Source organism: Bordetella sp. (genome assembly GCF_057362025.1).
In genome coordinates, this window is sequence record NZ_JBMQQZ010000011.1 from 134013 (window position 1) to 153507 (window position 19495).

General features: G+C 63.4%; 18 protein-coding genes and 1 other RNA gene. 13 read left to right on the forward strand and 6 right to left on the reverse strand.

Annotated features, from left to right (window positions below; translation table 11 throughout):
* Window positions 1-28 precede the first annotated feature (28 nt).
* The 6 genes from ACO1P8_RS04085 (at window position 29) to ACO1P8_RS04110 (ending at window position 6096) form a co-directional block, all read left to right on the forward strand.
* A complete protein-coding gene (locus tag ACO1P8_RS04085) occupies window positions 29-601 on the forward strand; it encodes an RNA pyrophosphohydrolase (protein ID WP_094843594.1) in 573 nt (190 codons plus the stop codon).
* Complete coding sequence (locus ACO1P8_RS04090; RefSeq protein WP_094843593.1) at window positions 582-1274, forward strand: response regulator; 693 nt, start codon at window positions 582-584, stop codon at window positions 1272-1274. The genes ACO1P8_RS04085 and ACO1P8_RS04090 overlap by 20 nt, the downstream gene beginning before the upstream one ends.
* 110 nt (window positions 1275-1384) lie before the next feature.
* Window positions 1385-2887, forward strand: a complete 1503-nt coding sequence (locus ACO1P8_RS04095) for a sensor histidine kinase (RefSeq protein ID WP_486294659.1) — start codon at window positions 1385-1387, stop codon at window positions 2885-2887.
* Window positions 2888-3048: 161 nt separating this feature from the next.
* Window positions 3049-3489, forward strand: a complete 441-nt coding sequence (locus tag ACO1P8_RS04100) for a tripartite tricarboxylate transporter TctB family protein (protein WP_486294660.1) — start codon at window positions 3049-3051, stop codon at window positions 3487-3489.
* A gap of 6 nt (window positions 3490-3495) precedes the next feature.
* Window positions 3496-5019: a tripartite tricarboxylate transporter permease gene (locus ACO1P8_RS04105; RefSeq protein WP_486294641.1), complete on the forward strand. Its 1524-nt coding sequence runs from the start codon at window positions 3496-3498 to the stop codon at window positions 5017-5019.
* Window positions 5020-5169: 150 nt separating this feature from the next.
* The gene (locus tag ACO1P8_RS04110) at window positions 5170-6096 is read left to right on the forward strand and encodes a 2-hydroxyacid dehydrogenase (RefSeq protein WP_486294642.1); all 927 of its coding nucleotides are present in this window, start codon (window positions 5170-5172) and stop codon (window positions 6094-6096) included.
* A 38-nt stretch (window positions 6097-6134) separates the two neighbouring features.
* Here ACO1P8_RS04110 and ACO1P8_RS04115 read toward each other — a convergent pair whose 3' ends face one another.
* The 4 genes from ACO1P8_RS04115 to ACO1P8_RS04130 form a co-directional block, all read right to left on the reverse strand.
* On the reverse strand, window positions 6135-7040 hold the full coding sequence (locus ACO1P8_RS04115; RefSeq protein ID WP_486294643.1) for an NAD(P)-dependent oxidoreductase: 906 nt from the start codon (window positions 7038-7040) through the stop codon (window positions 6135-6137).
* Window positions 7041-7081: 41 nt separating this feature from the next.
* Window positions 7082-8686, reverse strand: a complete 1605-nt coding sequence (locus ACO1P8_RS04120; protein WP_486294644.1) for a gamma-glutamyltransferase family protein — start codon at window positions 8684-8686, stop codon at window positions 7082-7084.
* A 332-nt stretch (window positions 8687-9018) separates the two neighbouring features.
* Window positions 9019-10524 (reverse strand): tripartite tricarboxylate transporter permease, encoded by a 1506-nt coding sequence (locus tag ACO1P8_RS04125; RefSeq protein ID WP_486294645.1) that lies wholly within the window; start codon window positions 10522-10524, stop codon window positions 9019-9021.
* A gap of 13 nt (window positions 10525-10537) precedes the next feature.
* Window positions 10538-11002 (reverse strand): tripartite tricarboxylate transporter TctB family protein, encoded by a 465-nt coding sequence (locus ACO1P8_RS04130; RefSeq protein ID WP_486294646.1) that lies wholly within the window; start codon window positions 11000-11002, stop codon window positions 10538-10540.
* Window positions 11003-11640: 638 nt separating this feature from the next.
* Here ACO1P8_RS04130 and ACO1P8_RS04135 point away from each other — a divergent pair.
* The 4 genes from ACO1P8_RS04135 (at window position 11641) to ACO1P8_RS04150 (ending at window position 13754) form a co-directional block, all read left to right on the forward strand.
* Entirely contained in the window at window positions 11641-12087 is a 447-nt protein-coding gene (locus ACO1P8_RS04135; protein WP_486294647.1) for a hypothetical protein, read from the forward strand.
* Window positions 12088-12089: 2 nt separating this feature from the next.
* Window positions 12090-12401, forward strand: coding sequence for a cell division protein ZapA (locus ACO1P8_RS04140; protein ID WP_486294648.1), 312 nt, complete (start codon window positions 12090-12092; stop codon window positions 12399-12401).
* A 115-nt stretch (window positions 12402-12516) separates the two neighbouring features.
* Window positions 12517-12704, forward strand: a non-coding RNA gene (gene ssrS, locus ACO1P8_RS04145) — 6S RNA.
* Between the two features lie 273 nt (window positions 12705-12977).
* Window positions 12978-13754 carry an SIMPL domain-containing protein gene (locus ACO1P8_RS04150; protein ID WP_486294649.1) on the forward strand — a complete coding sequence of 259 codons (777 nt, stop codon included), beginning with the start codon at window positions 12978-12980 and terminating at the stop codon, window positions 13752-13754.
* Here the strand turns inward: ACO1P8_RS04150 and lgt are convergent.
* Window positions 13729-14520, reverse strand: a complete 792-nt coding sequence (gene lgt, locus ACO1P8_RS04155; protein WP_486294650.1) for a prolipoprotein diacylglyceryl transferase — start codon at window positions 14518-14520, stop codon at window positions 13729-13731. The genes ACO1P8_RS04150 and lgt overlap by 26 nt on opposite strands.
* Window positions 14521-14608: 88 nt before the next feature.
* Here lgt and ilvD point away from each other — a divergent pair, with 88 nt between their 5' ends.
* Together ilvD and ACO1P8_RS04165 are read left to right on the forward strand one after the other, a co-directional pair.
* Window positions 14609-16294, forward strand: a complete 1686-nt coding sequence (ilvD, locus tag ACO1P8_RS04160) for a dihydroxy-acid dehydratase (RefSeq protein ID WP_486294651.1) — start codon at window positions 14609-14611, stop codon at window positions 16292-16294.
* Complete coding sequence (locus tag ACO1P8_RS04165; RefSeq protein WP_486294652.1) at window positions 16278-16631, forward strand: c-type cytochrome; 354 nt, start codon at window positions 16278-16280, stop codon at window positions 16629-16631. Before ilvD ends, ACO1P8_RS04165 begins: the two co-directional genes overlap by 17 nt.
* 280 nt (window positions 16632-16911) lie before the next feature.
* On the opposite strand, the gene hppD is transcribed toward ACO1P8_RS04165, so the two are convergent.
* Window positions 16912-18039: a 4-hydroxyphenylpyruvate dioxygenase gene (gene hppD / locus ACO1P8_RS04170; protein WP_486294653.1), complete on the reverse strand. Its 1128-nt coding sequence runs from the start codon at window positions 18037-18039 to the stop codon at window positions 16912-16914.
* A gap of 145 nt (window positions 18040-18184) precedes the next feature.
* Here hppD and ACO1P8_RS04175 point away from each other — a divergent pair, with 145 nt between their 5' ends.
* Entirely contained in the window at window positions 18185-18661 is a 477-nt protein-coding gene (locus ACO1P8_RS04175; protein ID WP_486294654.1) for an Lrp/AsnC family transcriptional regulator, read from the forward strand.
* Window positions 18662-19495: the final 834 nt, after the last annotated feature.

Here is a 19495-nt window from a genome sequence, read left to right on the forward strand (position 1 = left end):
ATTGTATTGAATTTGGTGGGGGTGGCCCATGCTGGACCGCGAAGGCTACCGTCCCAATGTCGGCATCATTCTCGTCAACACGAAAAACGAGGTCTTTTGGGGCAAGCGAATCCGGGAGCACGCCTGGCAGTTTCCACAGGGCGGAATCAAGTACGGCGAAAGCCCGGTGCAGGCGATGTATCGCGAACTCCATGAAGAAGTGGGCTTGAAGCCCGAGCATGTCCGCATTTTGGGGCGCACACGCGATTGGCTGCGCTACAACGTCCCGGACCATTTCGTCCGGAGGGAATGGCGTGGCCATTACAAGGGCCAGAAGCAGATCTGGTTCCTGCTCAGGCTGGTCGGGCGCGACAGCGACGTCTGCCTGCGCGCCACGCAGCACCCGGAGTTCGACGCCTGGCGCTGGAGCCAATACTGGGTCCCGCTCGACGCCGTCATCGAATTCAAGCGGGACGTGTACACGCAGGCCTTGAACGAGCTCTCGGCTATCCTGTTCAGGCGGCACCACGAAACACGCTACCTGCGCCAACGGGTGCACGGGCAGCGCGCTGCCGAGAATCTGGCTGGAGGGCCCGAGGGCCATGCGCATATTGCTGGTTGAAGACGAAAGGGACATGGCGTCCTGGCTGGTGCGCGCACTGGCCCAAAGCGGTTTCGTGCCGGACCATGCGCCGGACGCGCGCACGGCCGAAGCCTTCATGGCGGGAACGGAATACGACGCCATCGTGATGGACCTCCGTCTGCCGGACAAGCACGGCCTGGTCGTGCTGCGCGAGATGCGCAACCGCGACGATCGAACGCCGGTATTGGTGTTGACGGCGCAGGGGGCCTTGCAGGACCGGGTGCGGGGCCTGAACCTGGGGGCCGACGACTTCCTGACCAAGCCCTTCGCGCTCGAAGAGCTGGAAGCGCGGCTGACCGCGCTGGTGCGTCGCAGCCGGGGGCGGCAGCATCCGCGCCTGCAATGCGGCTCGCTGTCCTACGACAGCGAAAGCAGGGCCTTCACGCTGGACGGCTCGCTGTTGTTCCTGACGCCGCGCGAACATGCCGCGTTGGCGGCGCTTTTGACCCGCAGCGGCTATCCCGTGGACAAATCGCAGCTGTTCGGCAAAGTGTTCAATCACGACAGCGAAGCGAATCCCGACGCCATCGAGGTCGTCCTGCATCGCCTGCGCAAGAAACTTGCAGGCAGCGATATCCGGATCGTTACCGTGCGCGGGCTGGGCTATATGCTCGAAAGCGTGGCCAGCGAATCCCAATCGGCGGATGCCTAGGGCTTGGCGCTCCTTCCTGAAACCGCGCACTGACCGTGGCCGCACACTCCACGCCGCGACAGGCGCCGACGCAGCGGGCTCCCGGACGCCCGTGGTATGCGCGGGTCGGCATACGCGCGCTGCTTATTACGCTTCTTCTGCCGGGCGTGATCGCGCTGCTGGTCATCGACAGCTATAACGATTACCAGACGCTGGCGGACATCACCAACGATGCTTACGATAGCGCGCTGCTGGAGCCGGCCCGGGTACTGGAAAGCAGTATCGAGTTCACCCCGGACGGCACCTTGCAGGTCGTGACCCCGCTATATGCTCAGGTCATGCTGGAATCGCGCACCGGCCTGCGCAAATACTTCCGCATCGAGGAAATCGATCCGCCCTTGCCCTCCGGGCAGGCGCCCGGCGCGCCCGGCGTGGCGCTGCTGGGTATGCCGGATATCCCGCGTCCGCCCATCTGGCCGCACAGCGACGGGCAGCCGATGTTCTACGACGGCGCCTACCGCAACGATCCGGTACGGATGGTGGCGCTGGTGCGCGATCTCTATTACCACGGCACGCACCGGCAGGTGCTTATCCTGGTGGGCGAAAGCACCGGCAAGCGCATCGAGGCCGAAGACGCCGCCCGGCGCAAAGAGCTGCTGCGCGACGGCCGCATGCTTGCCCTGGTGGTCTTGATGGTCTGGTGGGGCGTGGCCTGGGCATTGCGCCCCCTGGCCAGGCTGCGCAACGACATCCGCGCGCGCTCGGCCGATGACCTGACGCCGCTGGACGCCTGGCGGGTGCCTTCCGAAGTCGCCCCCCTGGTCGAGGCGGTCAATCATCACATCGCGCGGCACCGGCACATGCTGGACGAGCAGTCGCGGTTTCTCGACGATGCCTCGCACCAGTTGCGCACGCCGCTGGCCATCATGTCCACCCAGGCGCAATACGCCTTGCGGGAACGGGACCCTGCCTTGATACGCGACGGCCTGCGCGCGATCGTCGCGCAGCTCGGACGCACCCGCCGCCTGACCGAACAGCTGCTGCAACTCGCGCACGCGAGCCAGGGGGGGGAATCGCCGCATCGCGTACTGGACCTGAACGATGTGGCGCGCGAGGTCGTACTGCAATATTTGCCGCTCGCGCACGAAAAGCAGCAGGACCTGGGCTGGAGCGACGCGCGCGGCGACGCCGATGAAAGCGGCCTGACAGGCCCGGCGGCTCCCGTGGCCGGTTCCGAGGTGGAACTGCACGAGGCCATCGCCAACCTGGTCCACAATGCGGTGAACTACGCGCCCCGCGGGGCACGCATCACCGTATCGGTCGTGCGGGGCGATACCCGTGTGGAAGTACGGGTGTCCGATAACGGCCCGGGACTCAACCCGGCCCTGCGCGCGCGCGCTTTCGCGCGCTTCGATCGCGCCGGCGTAGAGGCGGGCGGCGCGCCCACTTCCGGATCGGGGCTGGGGCTGGCCATCGCGCAGGCCTACGCCCGTCGCAACGGCGGCGATATCGTCCTGGCCGATGGTGAAACCAACCCCCAGGGCGGGGTGGGACTATGCGCCATCCTATGGATTCCCCTGTTAGGGGATAACCCTGGGATTCAGGAACCAGACAGTCTAAAGAAAGCGGATTAGCAGCTTTCGTCCTTATTCTGCCCTCCAGGCTCACGGTGCTTTGTGAGAGGGACGTGCTCACCCTGAGTACTTCCTATAAAGGCTGGTGTAAGCCTAGTACACGGAGGAATGCAGTGGAAACACTGAAAAAATACAACAAGGACTACTACGGCGGAGCGCTGATGGTCCTGATCGGCCTGGGGTCGATATACGGCGGTCTGAATTACCAGATCGGTTCACTTAGCCATATGGGACCCGGGTTCTTCCCGGCAGCGGTAGGGGGGTTGCTGGCTTTCACGGGGATCTTGATCGCCATCGGCGCAAAGACCGGAGCAAAAGACAAGGAAGAAGACGGCACGCACGTACCTTCGTCGCATCCGACGGGCATGCCCGACATGCGCGGTGCCATCTGCATCATCGTCGGTATCCTGGCCTTCATCGGCCTGGGCCAGTACGGCGGTTTGCTGCCGGCCACGTTCGCCATCACGTTCATCTCGGCGCTGGGCGATCGCAAGAACACGGTGAAGCAAGCCTTGATCCTTTCCTTGGGCATGGTGGTTATCGCCGTGGTCGTGTTCTGGTGGGCGCTGCAATTGCAGTTGCCGCTGTTCCAGTGGGGTTGATACGCCATGCATCAAGCACTTGTTGACCTTTGGTACGGTTTTGGCGTCGCGTTCGAACCCCATAACCTGATGTGGTCGTTCTTCGGCGTGCTGGTGGGTAACCTCATCGGCGTGCTGCCCGGCATGGGCGCGCTGTCGGCCATTTCCATTCTGCTGCCGCTGACCTACGTCATGCATCCGGTTCCCGCGATCATGATGCTGGCGGGCATCTTCTACGGCTCGCAGTACGGCGGTGCCATCGGCGCCATCCTGCTCAACCTGCCCTCTCATCCGCCGCATGCGGTGACGTGTCTGGACGGCTATCCGCTGACCAAGCAGGGCAAGGGCGGCACGGCATTGGGCATTACCATGATCGCGTCGTTCTTCGCGGCGTCGGTCGGCATCCTGGTAATGATCTTCTTCTCGCCGCTGCTGGTGGAAATCGCATTCAAGTTCGGTCCGACCGAGATCTTCTCCATCATGCTGCTGGGCCTGATCGCCGGTTCGACGATGTCGCGCGGGTCGCCGTTGAAAGGCATTTGCATGACGCTGTTCGGTCTGCTGTGCGGCGTGGTCGGTACTGACGTGAACACCGGCACCATCCGCCTGTCGTTCGGCATCCTGGATCTGTCCGATGGCCTGGAGCTGGTTGCCATTGCCATGGGCCTGTTCGGCGTCGCCGACTTCCTGATGAGCGTCAACCGCATGGCGATCATCGGCACGGGCACGAAGCTGCGCCTGCGCGATATGCGTCCGTCGGCCAAGGAGCTCAAGCAGTCCTTCCTGCCCCTGGTGCGCGGTACGCTCGTGGGCACGGTGTTCGGCGCCATGCCGGGGACGGGGCCGACCATTACGACCTTCATTGCCTACGCACTGGAGCGCAAGATCTCCAAGACGCCGGAACGCTTCGGTACCGGCATGCTGGCCGGCGTGGCATCGCCGGAAGCCGCATCGCACTCCAAGACCCAGGTGGACTTCATCCCCACCATGAGCCTGGGTATCCCGGGCGACGCAGTGATGGCGCTGATCCTGGGCGGCCTGTTGATCCAGGGCATTCAGCCGGGTCCGCAGCTGATCACGGAGCACCCGGACATTTTCTGGGGCCTGATCGCCAGCTTCTGGGTCGGCAACGTGCTGCTGGTCATCCTGAACGTGCCGCTTATCGGTATCTGGGTCAAGCTGCTGCAAGTGCCTTACCGCTATCTGTTCCCGTCGGCGCTGTTCTTCATCGCAGTGGGCGTGTTCAGCACCCAGAACAGCCTGTTCCAGATCTGGGAAGCGCTGGCCTTCGGGGTCATCGGCGCGATCTTCATGCTGCTCGACTTTTCGGTTGCTCCCATCCTGCTGGGCTTCGTGCTCGGGCCCATGGTGGAAGAGAACTTCCGGCGCGCGCTGCTGCTGTCTCGCGGCGACATGATGGTGTTCGTGCAACGGCCCATCAGCGCGTGGTTCGTCGGCATCTCCACGCTGTTGATCGTGGTGCAGCTCGTCGCCCATGCGCGCAAGAAGCTGAAGAAGCGCGGCAAGCCTATGCTGCCCAAGACCGCCTGATCCCGTTACGGCGAGTCGTCGAAGCCGCCGTGTCCCGCAAGGGCGCGGCGGTTTTTCCTTTCCGCGCCGATAGTCCCCGCGCGTGGCCCATCGCTCCCCGGCGGCGCTGCATGCTAAGGTTTCAACCTTTACCAATCCTCATTGCCCGCCATGCACGTACTCTTCGCCTGTCCTCACAACAACCCCGCGGATTGGCTGCCGGGCCTGACGGCCGAATTGCCGGATTGCAAGATTTCGGTATGGGATCCCGCCGGACCGCCTTCGGGGGCCGATGTCGCCCTGGTGTGGAAGCCGCCGGCGGCGCTGATCGAACATGAAACCCGCCTGAAGGCCCTGTTCAACCTGGGGGCCGGCGTGGATGCATTGCTGCAGATGAACCTGCCCGCGCATGTCCAGATCGTGCGCCTGGAGGACGCGGGCATGGCGGTGCAGATGGCGGAATACGCGCTATTTGCTTTGCTGCGCGCCGCGCGCGGCTTCGGACGATACGAAGACGATCAAGCTGCGTCGCGCTGGGCGCCGCAGCCCGGGCTGCGGCGCGAGCAATGGCCCGTGGGGGTGCTTGGGCTGGGCGAAATGGGCGGCCGTGTCGCGCAAGCGATCGCCGCGTTCGATTACCCGGTGCTGGGCTGGTCGCGGTCGCCTCGCTCGGTCGAGGGCATCCAGACCTACGCCGGCGCGGAACAGTTGCCGGAGTTCCTGCGCCGTACCCGCGTGCTGGTCAACGTCCTGCCGCTGACGCCGGAGACCACCGGCATCCTGGATCGTCAATTCCTGTCGCAGTTGCTGCCTGGCGCGCACCTGATCAATGTCGGCCGTGGCGGCCACCTCAACGAGCCCGATCTGCTTGCCTTGCTGGACGAGGGCAAGATCGATGGCGCGACCCTGGACGTGTTCGATGTGGAGCCGCTCCCCGCCGGGCATCCGTTCTGGGCGCATCCCCGCGTACATGTCACGCCGCACATCGCCGCCAGCACTCTGCGCGCGGAAGCCATCAGCCAGATCGCCGCAAAAATACGTCGGCTCGCGCGTGGCGAGCCGATCTCGGGCGTCGTGGCCCCGCAGCGCGGCTATTGAGGCACGGGCGGGGCCGCGGGCGATCGAGCCCGCCGGGGCTAGTCGCGCAAGCGCTTGACCAGGCTGGACGTATCCCAGCGCCCGCCACCCATCTTCTGGACGTCGGCGTAGAACTGATCGACCAGCGCCGTAACCGGCACGCGGGCGCCGTTGGCGCGGGCTTCCTCCAGCACCAGGCTCAGGTCCTTGCGCATCCAATTCACGGCGAAGCCAAAATCGAACTTGTCGTCGACCATCGTCGAACCGCGGTTCTCCATCTGCCAGCTTTGTGCCGCGCCTTTGCTGATGACGTCCAGCACCAGTTTCATGTCCAGGCCGGCTGCCTGCCCGAACGCGATACCCTCGGACAGGCCCTGCACCAGTCCAGCGATACAGATCTGGTTGACCATCTTCGCCAATTGGCCGGCGCCCGGGGTACCCACCAGCGTCACGGCACGGCCGAACACCTGCGCCACCGGCTTGATGCGGTCGAAGACCTCCGGCTCGCCGCCGCACATCACGGTGAGCACACCGTTGACGGCCCCAGCCTGCCCGCCGGATACGGGCGCGTCGATGAAGTGCAGTCCCAGCCCCTGGGCTTCGCCATGGAGTTCGCGCGCCACCCGTGCCGAAGCGGTGGTGTGATCGACGAACACGGCGTCCTTGTCCATGCCGGCGAAGGCGCCGTCATCGCCCAATACGACACTGCGCAGATCGTCATCGTTGCCGACGCAGCAAAACACGATCTCGGCGCCGGCCGCCGCCTGGCGTGGCGTCGCGGCGGTTTTGCCGCCGAATTCGCCTGCCCATTCGCGCGCCTTGGCTTCGGTACGGTTATAGACCGTCACCTGATGCCCGGCGCGTGCCAGGTGTCCCGCCATGGGAAATCCCATGACGCCCAGGCCAAGGAAAGCCACTTTTTTCGGTGATGTCGCGTCGTAGGTCTTACTGCCGATGGAAGCCATGCAGATCTCCGGTTGCAGAGGGTTTATCGAACGAATACTGTTTAGAATCCCGCCGCCAGGCCGTCGCGGCGGCTATCGCTCGCGGCGACGTAGCCGTCTACGGCAGGATCGCCCAGGCGCCAGATAAATTGCCCGGAGCCGAAGTCCATATAGGGGTCCTCCAGGCCTTCCAGCAGGTGCCCGCGCGCGCGTAGCGCGTCCAGGACCTGCGGGGGCATTTCCGATTCGACATCGATCGAGATGCCGTGATTCCATTTCCAGCGCGGCGCGTCACAGGCCGCCTGCGGCTGCTGGCCGAAATCCAGCATGCGCACCAGCGTTTGCAAATGCCCCTGTGGCTGCATATTGCCACCCATCACGCCAAAACTCATGACCGGTGCGCCTTCCTTCATCAGGAACCCGGGGATGATCGTATGGAAGGGGCGCTTGCCGCCGCCCACCAGGTTGGGATGGCCGGGCTCCAGCGTGAAGCCGTGGCCGCGGTTCTGCAGGCTGACGCCCGTGCCGGGAACGACCACGCCCGAACCGAAGCCCATGTAGTTGGACTGGATGAAGCTGACCATCATGCCGTTGCGGTCGGCCGTCGTCAGGTAGATCGTGCCGCCCGTCGGCGCATGTCCCGTCGTGAACAGCTTCGCGCGCCGCATATCGATCAGCCGGGCACGCGCCGCCAGGTAGTCCGGGGCCAGCATCTGTTCCGGCGACACGTACATATGCCGCGCATCGCCCACATGCGCGTAGACATCGGCGAAGGCCAGTTTCATGGCCTCGATCAGCAAATGCTGCGTATCCGGATGGTCCACGGGCCGCGCGGCGACGTCGAAATTTTCCAGGATCCCCAAGGCGATCAGGGCGGCGATACCCTGGCCGTTGGGCGGAATCTGGTGCAAGGTATAACCGCGATAGTTCTGTCCCAGCGGGGTTACCCACTCCGGCCGGTGGTCGCGCAGGTCGGCCAGGGTCATGCCGGCATCGTGCGCCTGCGCATGTGCCACCAGCTTGTGCGCCGTCTCCCCTTCATAGAAATCGCGTCCACCCGTCGCCGCGATGCGTCGCAGCGTGCTGGCCGCCCCCTTCAGCACGAAGTGCTCGCCGACCGACGGCGCGCGCCCGCGCGGCAGGAAGTGTTCGGCGAAGCCGGGCTGCGATTGCAGCACGTCCGCCTGGGCTGCCCACTTCTGCTGCACGATGGGCGAGACGGCGAAGCCGCGCTCCGCATAGTCGATCGCCGGTGCGAGGATGTCCTCGAAGGACATCGATCCCAGCCTCTCGTGCAGCGCGCCCCAGCCCGCGACGCACCCGGGCACAGTCACGCTGTCCCAGCCCCGCATGGGAATGGCCCCGTTGTGCTTGCGCTTGAAATAATCGGGATTCCACGCTGCGGGTGCCGGGCCGGACGCATTCAGGCCATGCAGGCGCGAACCATCCCAAACGATCGCGAAGCAGTCGGATCCCAGCCCGTTGCTGACGGGCTCGGTCAAGGTAAGCGTGGCCGCGGCCGCGATAGCGGCGTCCACGGCGTTGCCGCCGGCGGCAAGGACGCGCAGCCCTGCCTGCGCGGCCAGCGGCTGCGAGGTCGCGACGACATTACGGGCGAACACGGGCGCGCGCGCAGTCCTGTAGGGATTCTGCCAATCAAAAGTCATAGGGAGCGGGAGCGACATTCAGGACGGGGTAAACCCCTACTTTAACGTAAGAGATTGTGTGCACTGCACCATGCCATCCGAGCATGCTGCCGAACCCCCGCGCGCGGGCGCGCGCGAGGGCCGGAATCTCCGGAAAAACCGCGGCCGCCAAAGGCACTCCCGTCCACCCGGAAGCAATGCCCACGGGCGGCGGCGAGCTTTCCGGCTCAGGCGGGAAGCGGCCGTTCTGCGGCGAACGTCAACGGCGCCGGAATAATTGGACGCAAAAAAAGCGCCCGCGTGGGGCGCTTTTTTTGCCAGGACGCCCCGCAGGGGGGGCGTCGAGGCGGTCATCAGCCTTCTTCGACGAAGGTTTCGTCGCGTTTCTTGCGGATGGAGGGCAGGGCCACGATGATCACCAGGGCGATCGCCGCGGCGAGCAGGCTGGCCGACAAGGGGCGCGTGACGAAGGTCCCGAAGTCGCCACGCGAAAGCAGCAGCGCCCGGCGGAAGTTTTCTTCCATCATCGGTCCCAGCACCAGGCCCAGCAGCAGCGGCGCGCCTTCGCACTTGAGCTTGGACCAGACATATCCGATCACCCCGAAGCATGCCGTCGTGAAGATGTCGAAGGTGTTGTAGTTCAAGGAATACACGCCGATCGTGCAGAACACCAGAATGGCGGGGAACAGCACGCGATAGGGCACCTTCAGCAGCTTGACCCACAGGCCGATCAGCGGAAGGTTCAAAACCACGAGCATCAGGTTGCCGATCCACATCGAGGCGATCAGGCCCCAGAACAGCTCGGGGTGGCTGCTCATGACCTGCGGGCCGGGCTGGATGTTGTGGATGGTCATCGCGCCGACCATCAGCGCCATCACCGCGTTGCCGGGAATGCCCAGCGTCAGCAGGGGGATGAAGGACGTCTGCGCGGCGGCGTTGTTGGCCGATTCCGGTCCGGCCAGGCCAGCGGGATGCCCTTTGCCGAAACGCTTCGGTTGGCGCGAGATCTTCTTTTCCAGCGTGTAGGACGCGAACGAGGACAGCACCGCGCCGCCGCCGGGAAGAATGCCCAGTGCCGAACCCAGCGCCGTGCCACGCAGGACCGCGGGATAGGCTTCCTTGAACTCGGTTTTGTTCGGGTACAGGCTGCCGATCTTGTCGGTGATGTCGACGCGGTTTTCCTTCTGCTCCAGGTTGGTCATGATCTCGGCGAAGCCGAACACGCCCATGGCGACGATGGCGAAGTCGATGCCGTCCTGCAGTTCCGGGATTCCGAAGTCATAGCGCGCCACGCCGGAGTTCACATCGGTGCCGACCATGCCCAGCAGCAAGCCCAGCAGGATCATCGCGATGGCCTTGGGCAGCGAACCGGAAGCCAGCACGACCGCGCCGACCAGGCCCAGCACCATCAGCGAGAAGTACTCCGCCGGGCCGAACTTGAAGGCGACTTCGGCCAGCGGGGGCGCGAAGGCGGCCAGCAGCATGGTTGCCACGCAGCCCGCGAAAAAGGACCCGAGCGCGGCAATCGCCAGGGCGGCGCCGGCGCGTCCGTTGCGTGCCATCTGGTGACCGTCCAGCACAGTGACCACTGCCGAAGTTTCGCCGGGCAGTGCCACCAGGATGGCCGTCGTCGAGCCGCCATACTGCGCGCCGTAGTAGATACCGGCCAGCATGATCAGGCCCGCCACCGGTGGCAGGACGTAGGTGATGGGCAGCAGCATGGCGATGGTCGGCACGGGGCCGATCCCCGGCAGCACGCCGATCAGGGTGCCCAGCAGGCAGCCCAGCAGGGCATAAGCCAGGTTTTCCGGCGAAATCGCGACGGAAAAGCCCAGCATCAGGTGTTCAAATAATTCCATGGCCGTTTACTCCTTAGTTCGCGCCAATGAAGGACGGCCAAAGCGGGAAGATCAGACCCAGGCCCTTGATGAAGGCCAGGTAGACGAATATCACCAGGAAGACACCGTTGGCCGCGGCCACTTTCCAATTGAACTCGTGGCTGGCCAGGCTGCTGATGACCACCAGCAGGAAAACAGAGATATAGACGCCCAGGAATTTCAGCACGAAGCCGTAAAGCACCACTGACCCGAGCACCAGGAATGCGATGCGCCAGTCGAAGCGGTCTATGTGGGTCTCGGTGGCCTTGGCCGACAGCGAGCCGATCAGGACGATCGCGCCCAGCAGGGCCAGCACGATACCGAGCCAGAAGGGAAAGTATCCCGGGCCCATGCGTGCAGCGGTACCCATCTGGTAGCTGGTCGCCTTCACGGCGAATCCCAGCCCAAGGGCGATGAACATCACCCCGGACCAGAAGTCCTGTTTGTTGCGTAGCTGCATGATTGTCTGCTCCTAATACAGCATGTGATAAAAAAACGTTCAGGTAGCCGTTTGCTTCGCTTCAGGTTCGAGTTTGCTTGATGAAAGTAAACTCACAGGTCTGCGAATGGCTGCATGGTAATGGAGCCCATGGAGGGATGAAACCCTGTAATTTGGCTGAATGCCTATGGTTTTCCCTAGAAATGAACCTGTCAGGTACCTGAGTCGTAACAAAGTCGACTCGTCGGCAGGCGAATGAAAGCTTTTTGAAAGTTATTAGAAAGAGAAGGGAAAGCCGCAATCCGGGCCGTGGCGCGGCAACGACACATCGGTCGCCGCGGAGCCGCAGCGGCTTGTGGCTGGAAAGGTGTCCCCGGGACGACAGGCGGGGGCGGCGATCAACGGCGCGGTGGCGGCTACCCGAGCGGGCCGGCGATCCAAGCGGGGTAGCGATCGCCGCGACTGCCGTGACACCATGCGTCGGAATCACGCGCTGGCGACGGGAATCCGCCAAAGTCGCCGGCGCGAAACCCGCGCGACGCGTTCGATCGTTTACGAAGCCGTTGGCCGGTAGCCGGCACTTCTACCGAAATATTGCCAGGTATCACATGGTGCATATGACCATGTAGGTGCGCTGCGAATGGTTTACGATAGCGCCCATGTTGCAAGACCTCGACCAACTCGCTGCCCGCATAGGGCAACTGGTGCAGCGCACCCGTCAGCTTCATAGCGAACGGGATGCCTTGCGATCCCGCCTGGCCCAGGCTGACCAGGAATCGCGCAAACTTCGCGAACGCTGCGATGAAGCGGACGCGCGCCTGCAGGCTTTGCAGGAGCGCCTGCAGACACACGACAGCGAACTCGCCTCGAAACTGGCGCAGTCCGAAGAGGCCGAAGCCAGGCTGCGTGCCGAACTCGAAAAGCATGTAGACCAGCGCCAGGCACTGGAAAGCCAGCTCGCCGCGCAGGAAACCGCATGGCAAACGCGAATGAACGCGCGCGAAACCGATCTGCAGCGCTTGCGTGTGGCCGCCGTGGCCGCGCGTGAACGCATCGATGCCGTTCTGGCGCGCCTGCCGGGTGCGCCGGTCGAGGAGCACCAGTAAGCATGGAACGCCTAGACGTCAATATCCTTGGGCGTGAGTATTCGCTCGCGTGTTCCGTGGACGAAAAGCCCACCCTGGTGGCTGCCGTGCGCCATGTCGATCAGCTCATGCAGCGCATACAGGGCACGGGCAAGGTCTCCAGCAACGAACGCATCGCGGTCATGGCCGCATTGCAGATCGCAGGCGAGCTGCTATCGATGAAAGCTCCCGACGGCCCGCTTGGCGGGTTGGCGGTTGGCGACTTCAAGCGTAGAATTGAAGACATGAATTCGATGCTGGACGACGCTCTCTCGGGGCAGGAAAAATTGCTGTAGTCGTGCGTCCTCTGGGATTTCCCCACAGGATTCCGCGGGGCCTCCCGCAATCGCTCACTACACCTTGTTCGCATCGCTGATTCATCGACGATTGTTTCGTCGACGGTTTTTCGGTTTGTCCCTGCCGTGTTCGAGACTGGACCATACATTCTCTGAACCTATGCTTTATGGCATACAGGTTGCGTGAATGTGGGGGCTGGTGTGATCGTCTCTCTGTTAGACGAACCCGACGCCCCTCCGATCGCGACCACCTTGAACCTCAGGGTTCGAGATGCCGGTCCTGACGGCACAGGCGGGGCATTTACATCGCGGGCCTGCTTTTGCAGGCCCGCGGCACATCGGCAAAGCCTTCGTCCATCGCCGCACGCAAGCGACCCAAAACGGCGCCGCCGTTAGCCGCCATTCGCCGCCGTTACCCGCCGTGCCGCGATCGTTTCCATGTTTTTCATTCCCTTCTCCGGGCCAGGCACATGGCCTACACTCTGGCGATCTCGCCGGTGCTCAGGCATGCCCGAGGCTGTCACGCCCCGGAGTGCCGCCAACCCCATCCCTATCTCTCTTCATAGGTTCCAATACATGTCCGTTCGCGTACTGTCCAGTTCCCTTGCTCATTTCATGGCGCGAGGCGCCATGGCGCTAGCTGCCGTGTGCGTCGCGCCGGCCGTCCTCGCGCAGTCCGCGGGCACGGAGGCGAACGCTGGCGCACCGACGCATGAGGGCGCGGACAAAGCCGAGGTCGGCCCTCTGCTGACGTTGCAGGCGGCGGCGACGGAAGAGGTCCGGCAGGACACCGTGCAGATCACCGTCAGCGCCCAGGCAGAGGCGGCCGACCAAGCATCTGCCGGAAAGAAATTGAACGCGTTGCTCGACGAGTTGATGAAGATCGCCAAGGGCAATCCCGATGTCAGCGCCCACACCGGCACTTATCGTGTGTGGCCGAACATGAACAACAAAGGCAAGCTGGTCGGCTGGCAGGGCGAGGGCTCCATCATCCTGGAGTCCACCAACTTCGACGCGGCATCTTCGCTGGCGACCAAAATGGGCGACAAGAGCGCCATATCGAACATCAACTTCACTTTGTCGCGCAAGGCGCGCGAAGCCGTCGAGCGCAAATTGCTGAACCAGGCGGCCCAGGCTTTCCGCGATCGCGCCCTGGCCGCGGCATCCGCGTTCGGTTTCAGCGGCTATCGCCTCCAGAAGATACAGCTCGGCGGCATGGGCGCCGTTGCGCCACGTGCCTATATGGCCATGGCCAAGGGCGCGTCGGCTCCCGCACCCGCGGCCGATGTTCCGCTGCAAGCCGACATGGTTACCGTCAGCGTCGATGTCAACGGGACGATCGTTTTGCAGTAAAGAGGAACATCAGGACACCCACGACTACCATGGGGATCGACAGCCACTGGCCCATGCTGAGCCCACCGGCAAGCAGACCCAGGAAGTTGTCGGGTTCCCGCGTGAATTCCACCAGGAAACGGAAGGTTCCGTAGCCGATCAGGAAAAGGGCGCTGACCTGTCCCGTGGGCCTCGGCTTGCGGGCGAACCACCACATCAGGATGAACAGGGTGATGCCTTCCAGGCCCAGCTCATAGAGCTGCGAGGGATGGCGCGGAATGCCGTCGCCGCTCTGCGGAAAGACCATGGCCCACGGGACGTCGGTTGGACGGCCCCATAGTTCGCCGTTGATGAAATTGCCCAGGCGCCCCATCGCCAGCGCCAGCGGTATCAGCGGGGCGATGAAATCGCTGACGGTAAGGAAAGACACGCCGCGCTTGCGCGCGAAATAAAGCATGACCAGGATGACGCCCAGAAGGCCGCCATGGAACGACATCCCGCCTTCCCAGAGGTAAAAGATCTCCAGGGGGTGGGCGAAGTAATAGCCCGGCTTGTAGAACAGTACATAACCCAGCCGCCCGCCCGCGACGACGCCGATCACGCTGTAGAAGATCAGGTCCTCCAAGTCCCGCGCGGAGAATCCTCCCGCCACCTTGCCGTGGGCGATGCGCCAACGGCCCAGCAGGTAGACCAACCCGAAGCCCAGCAGGTACATGAGTCCATACCAATGGACGGCCAGCGGCCCGATACGGATGGCGATAGGGTCGAATTGCGGATAGCGCAGCATGGCTTGGATGTATAAAACAAGGTGTCCGATCATAACCGGCCCGGAGCGGGCCGCAGTGCCGGCGCGCGCGCGGGCAAGGAGTCAGATCATGGCAGCGAATGAACGTTCCCGGCATATTACGCAAGGTGTCGCCCGCGCGCCGAATCGCGCCATGTACTACGCGATGGGCTATCGCGAGAGTGACTTCGACAATCCGATGATCGGCGTGGCGAACGGCCATTCCACGATCACGCCCTGTAATAGCGGGCTGCAGGGCTTGGCCGATGCGGCGGTGCAGGCCATCCGGGATGCCGGCGCGAATCCGCAAACCTTTGGTACGCCGACGATCTCGGACGGCATGTCCATGGGCACCGAGGGAATGAAGTACTCGCTTGTGTCGCGCGAAGTCATCGCCGATTGCATCGAGACGGCCGTCCAAGGCCAATGGATGGACGGCGTCGTCGTTATCGGCGGCTGCGACAAGAACATGCCGGGCGGCATGATTGCCATGGCGCGCATGAACGTGCCTGCCATCTACGTCTATGGCGGTACGATCAAGCCAGGCCATTACCAGGGCCGGGATCTGACCATCGTATCGGTGTTCGAGGCCGTGGGCGAATACACCATGGGCCGCATGGACGAAACCGACTTCAAGCAAATCGAGCGTTGCGCGGTCCCGGGTTCGGGTTCGTGCGGCGGCATGTATACGGCCAATACGATGAGTTCGTCGTTCGAGGCGATGGGCCTGAGCCTGCCGTACTCCAGCACGATGTCGAACGTGGATGCCGAAAAAACCGAATCCGCCGCGGCATCGGCCCGGGTGCTGGTGCAAGCGGTACGCCTGGGGATCCGTCCCAGGGATCTGATCACACGACACTCCATCGAGAACGCCGTCTCCGTGATCATGGCTACCGGCGGCTCCACCAACGCGGTACTGCATTTTCTCGCCATCGCGCATGCCGCCGAAGTGGAGTGGTCCATCGATGACTTCGAGCGCATACGCCGGCGCGTGCCGGTCATCTGCGATCTGAAGCCCTCCGGCCGCTATGTCGCTACCGACCTGCACCGTGCCGGCGGCATTCCTCAAGTCATGAAATTGCTATTGAACGCGGGCCTGTTGCATGGCGACTGCCCCACCATCACGGGAAAAACCATCGAGGAAACATTGCGCGATGTGCCGGATACGCCGCCCGCGGGACAGGACGTGATCCGCGCCGTCGACAGCGCCCTGTACCCGCAGGGGCACCTGGCCATCCTGAAGGGCAACCTGTCTCCGGAGGGATGTGTGGCGAAGATCACGGGACTGAAAAACCCGGTGATGACCGGCCCCGCCCGGGTCTTCGATTCCGAGGACGACGCCATGGCGGCCATCATGGCGCGCTCGATCATTGCCGGCGATGTCGTGGTCATTCGTTACGAAGGGCCGAAGGGCGGCCCGGGCATGCGGGAAATGCTGGCGCCCACGGCGGCGCTGGTCGGCCAGGGCTTGGGCGAAACCGTAGGCTTGATTACCGACGGGCGATTTTCCGGCGGTACGTGGGGCATGGTGGTCGGCCATGTGGCGCCGGAAGCATTCGTGGGCGGTCCCATCGCGCTGATCCGCGAAGGCGATTCGGTTACCATCGATGCCCACCGACTATTGCTGCAACTGAACATCAGCGACGACGAAATGGCCGACCGCCGCAACGCCTGGACACCGCCACGGCCCCGCTATACGCGTGGGGTGCTGGCAAAGTTCGGCAAGCTGGCCGGCACCGCCAGTCGCGGAGCCGTGACCGATGCATTTGAAGATTGACTCGATATGGACTTGCGTGGCTGCCGCCGCGCTGGGGCTGCTGGCGGTCCAGGGCGCCAATGCGCAAACCGTGGGGGAATCGCTCGTAAAGAGCAAGGTGTGCCTGGGGTGCCATCAGGTCGATAGTCCGCGTGTCGGGCCGCCGTTCACCGCCGTCGCGCAACGTTACGCCGGGCTGCCAGACGCAGAAAGCTATCTGGCCGATTCCATCCGCAACGGCGGCCGCTACCGCTGGGGCAAGCTTTCGATGGCGGCGCAGCCCCAAGTCAGTCCGGCAGAGGCGCGCGAGATCGCCAGCTGGATTTTGTCGCTGGCGCCGCCGCGGAAAACCCCCTGATCAGTGCGCGCGCGATGCGCGCCATTGCGCGATGGAGCGTGTTCACACCTTGTTCCCGCCATCCGCGCTGCGCTGTGTAGCGGGCGGGGGCAAGACAACCCGCAAAACGAGCCTTCGCCGCTAACCGGGAGGGCCCAGCCCGTCCGTGTACGCGGTTTTGCCGATCTTCGGCGGACCGGCGTGGCTGCCCGTTCGAGACGGACGGTGGCGTATGGCGTCCTGCCGTTGCGGGACGACAGGGCGGTCAGCGCCTGCATGGGCCGGTATGCCTGGCCGTTTGTCAGCCGTTGCCGGCGTCGTCGGCGGGTTTCAATACCCCGCGGCGCATCTGGTCCAGCTCGATCGATTCGAACAATGCCTTGAAGTTGCCTTCGCCGAAGCCTTCGTTGCCTTTGCGTTGAATGATCTCGAAGAATATCGGGCCGATCTGGTTCTCCGTGAAAATCTGCAGCAACAGGCCGCCGCCCGGTGCGCCGTCCAGCAGGATCCGGTTCTTCGCCAGGCGCTCGGTCTGTTCGCCGTGGTCCGGAAGCCGCCGGTCAAGCAGTTCGTAATAGGTGTGTGGCGTATCCAGAAAGGAGACGCCGCCCGCCCGCAGCGCCTCCACCGTCGCATAGATATCGTTTGTGCTCATGGCGATGTGCTGGATGCCTTCGCCGCGATACAGGTCCAGATATTCCTGGATCTGTCCTTTCTGTTCGGTGCCTTCCTCATTGATCGGGATGCGGATATTGCCGCAGGGCGAGGTCATGGCCTTGGACTTGACGCCCGTGACCTGGCCTTCGATGTCGAAGTAGCGCACCTCGCGGAAATTGAACAGGCGCTCGTAGAATTCGGCCCATTCCGCCATGCGGCCCTTGTGCACGTTATGGGTAAGGTGGTCCACCATCGTCAGTCCCGCGCCCGCGTGGTTCATGTCGCTTTCCGCGGTGCGGGCGTCGATCGGTTCGAAATCGACGTCATAAATGCTGATATCCCCGATGCCGCCGTGGCCTTCCTTGCCGCGCCAACGATCCACCAGATAGATCAGGGAGTCGCCTATGCCTTTGATCGCCGGAATGTTCAATTCCATCGGCCCGCTGTGCGAATCGAAGCCCCAGGCGCCCAATTCCAGGGCTCGTCGATAGGCCGCCGCGGCATCCTGCACGCGAAACGCGATGGCGCAGATCGACGGACCGTGCAGTCGCGCGAAGCGCTGGGCAAAAGAGTCTGGCTCGGCATTGACCAGGAAATTGACGCCGCCCTGGCGATACAGGATCACATCCTTGTGGCGATGCCGCGCGATGGCCTTGAATCCTAGCTGCTCGAACACCCGGCGCAATGCGGTGGGGTCGGGTGCGGCGTATTCAACGAATTCAAAACCGGCGGTTCCCATGGGGTTGTCCCATGGCCGGAAGGCTTCTGTCATGACGTGCGTCCCTGGTTGTCTGTTCTGGGTTGGAGAAGGTCGGGAAATTGTAGAAAACATGGTCCGGCATTCGATTGCGAAAATGGCGGTATCCTAGGGATTTGAGGCAATAAAATGCTTCGGTCGTGCAGATTTAGGGTGAATAATGCCAAGAGATGACCTGGATAGGACCGATCGCAAAATTTTGGTGGAGTTGCAGCGGGACGGCAAGCTGACAAACCAGGAGCTGGCGGACCGGGTCTCGCTATCGCCCAGCCCGTGCCTGCGCCGCGTGCGGCGCCTGGAAGAAGAGGGCTACATCCGCCGCTACGTCGCCGTGGTCGACGCGGAAAAAGTCGGCTTCGGCCTGGTTGCCTACGTCACGATCCGGTTGAACAAACACAGCGGCTCCAGCCACGCTCCCATGGCCGACTTTGCCCGCGATGTGCAGGCATGGCCGGAAGTCGCTGCCTGTTACGCCATGACCGGAGATATGGACTATCTGTTGCGCATCCAGGTACAGGATCTTGCCCACTTCTCCCGCTTTGCGATGGATACCCTGATGCAGCATCCGGCGGTAATCGATATGCGTTCGAGCTTCGCGCTCCAGAAAATCAAGGAGATTACGGAGCTGGCGCTGTGATACGTCGCCGGGTGTTCGCAGGGTATTAAGAGATGCGCGATAAGGGCGGTCGATAAAAGGCGGCAGCGGAACGGGGTGATGCGGGGCGGCTTCGTCGCGCAGGACGAACCGGGGTGCAGCGGCGGGCCGGCTGTAGCGCAGGGCGAACCTTGGTAGCGCAGGGCGACGCCGGACAGAGACGGGAAGGAGCCCTGACAGGGGCGCGAACGCATACGGGCACGGGCTCCAACGTGGCGCGAGTCATGTCGGCGACAAGTCCGAGGACGCCTGCATTCAACGAAAAGCGGGGGCGAGCGAGGCCGGGATATGCCGCTTTCATGCTATGATGCAAGGCTCCGGTTGCGTCATTGGACCGGCGGGAGTTCCCGTGACGAGATGGGGGCTCTTTGGGGTTTGTAGAGGTGTTTGCTGTACGCGTGTGGCCTTGTTGCCCAAGTCTCGGGTGGCCAAGGCAGTGCGATCGGGTTCTCTCCTTCGGTTTTGGCGGATGAACCCTGGCTATCACGGGCAGTTCGGATCTTTCCAAATCAAATCGGCGATGCTGATTTGACAGCCCAAAAAAATGTCTTCATAATCTCGTTTCTCTGCTGCTGACACAGCAAGCGACGCGAAGCGAAACGGTGGCAACACCGGGTGGAAACACCGGGCAGCAATGCCAGCGACGCGGCAGGCGAAGTCAGCGGGGGTTGCAAGACCTCCGGGGTAGCGAGCCCACCTGTTCTTTAAAAATTAAACAACCGATAAGTGTGGGCGCTTGATGGATGGCGGCGCACCTGTCCGGGACTGGCACGCAAGTGCGGGGTTCGGGATGGGGCCGAAGAAATCAAGTGCTCA

Bases quoted from the DNA above. Each gene is read 5' to 3' on its own strand.
- ACO1P8_RS04115 (WP_486294643.1), bottom strand. From the start codon at position 7,040: ATGGCTTCCATCGGCAGTAAGACCTACGACGCGACATCACCGAAAAAA.
- ACO1P8_RS04150 (WP_486294649.1), top strand. From the start codon at position 12,978: ATGTCCGTTCGCGTACTGTCCAGTTCCCTTGCTCATTTCATGGCGCGA.
- lgt (WP_486294650.1), bottom strand. From the start codon at position 14,520: ATGCTGCGCTATCCGCAATTCGACCCTATCGCCATCCGTATCGGGCCG.
- ACO1P8_RS04175 (WP_486294654.1), top strand. From the start codon at position 18,185: ATGCCAAGAGATGACCTGGATAGGACCGATCGCAAAATTTTGGTGGAG.
- ACO1P8_RS04110 (WP_486294642.1), top strand. From the start codon at position 5,170: ATGCACGTACTCTTCGCCTGTCCTCACAACAACCCCGCGGATTGGCTG.
- ACO1P8_RS04090 (WP_094843593.1), top strand. From the start codon at position 582: ATGCGCATATTGCTGGTTGAAGACGAAAGGGACATGGCGTCCTGGCTG.
- ACO1P8_RS04165 (WP_486294652.1), top strand. From the start codon at position 16,278: ATGCATTTGAAGATTGACTCGATATGGACTTGCGTGGCTGCCGCCGCG.
- hppD (WP_486294653.1), bottom strand. From the start codon at position 18,039: ATGACAGAAGCCTTCCGGCCATGGGACAACCCCATGGGAACCGCCGGT.
- ACO1P8_RS04105 (WP_486294641.1), top strand. From the start codon at position 3,496: ATGCATCAAGCACTTGTTGACCTTTGGTACGGTTTTGGCGTCGCGTTC.
- ACO1P8_RS04100 (WP_486294660.1), top strand. From the start codon at position 3,049: ATGGTCCTGATCGGCCTGGGGTCGATATACGGCGGTCTGAATTACCAG.
- ACO1P8_RS04135 (WP_486294647.1), top strand. From the start codon at position 11,641: ATGTTGCAAGACCTCGACCAACTCGCTGCCCGCATAGGGCAACTGGTG.
- ilvD (WP_486294651.1), top strand. From the start codon at position 14,609: ATGGCAGCGAATGAACGTTCCCGGCATATTACGCAAGGTGTCGCCCGC.
- ACO1P8_RS04120 (WP_486294644.1), bottom strand. From the start codon at position 8,686: ATGACTTTTGATTGGCAGAATCCCTACAGGACTGCGCGCGCGCCCGTG.
- ACO1P8_RS04130 (WP_486294646.1), bottom strand. From the start codon at position 11,002: ATGCAGCTACGCAACAAACAGGACTTCTGGTCCGGGGTGATGTTCATC.
- ACO1P8_RS04140 (WP_486294648.1), top strand. From the start codon at position 12,090: ATGGAACGCCTAGACGTCAATATCCTTGGGCGTGAGTATTCGCTCGCG.
- ACO1P8_RS04085 (WP_094843594.1), top strand. From the start codon at position 29: ATGCTGGACCGCGAAGGCTACCGTCCCAATGTCGGCATCATTCTCGTC.
- ACO1P8_RS04125 (WP_486294645.1), bottom strand. From the start codon at position 10,524: ATGGAATTATTTGAACACCTGATGCTGGGCTTTTCCGTCGCGATTTCG.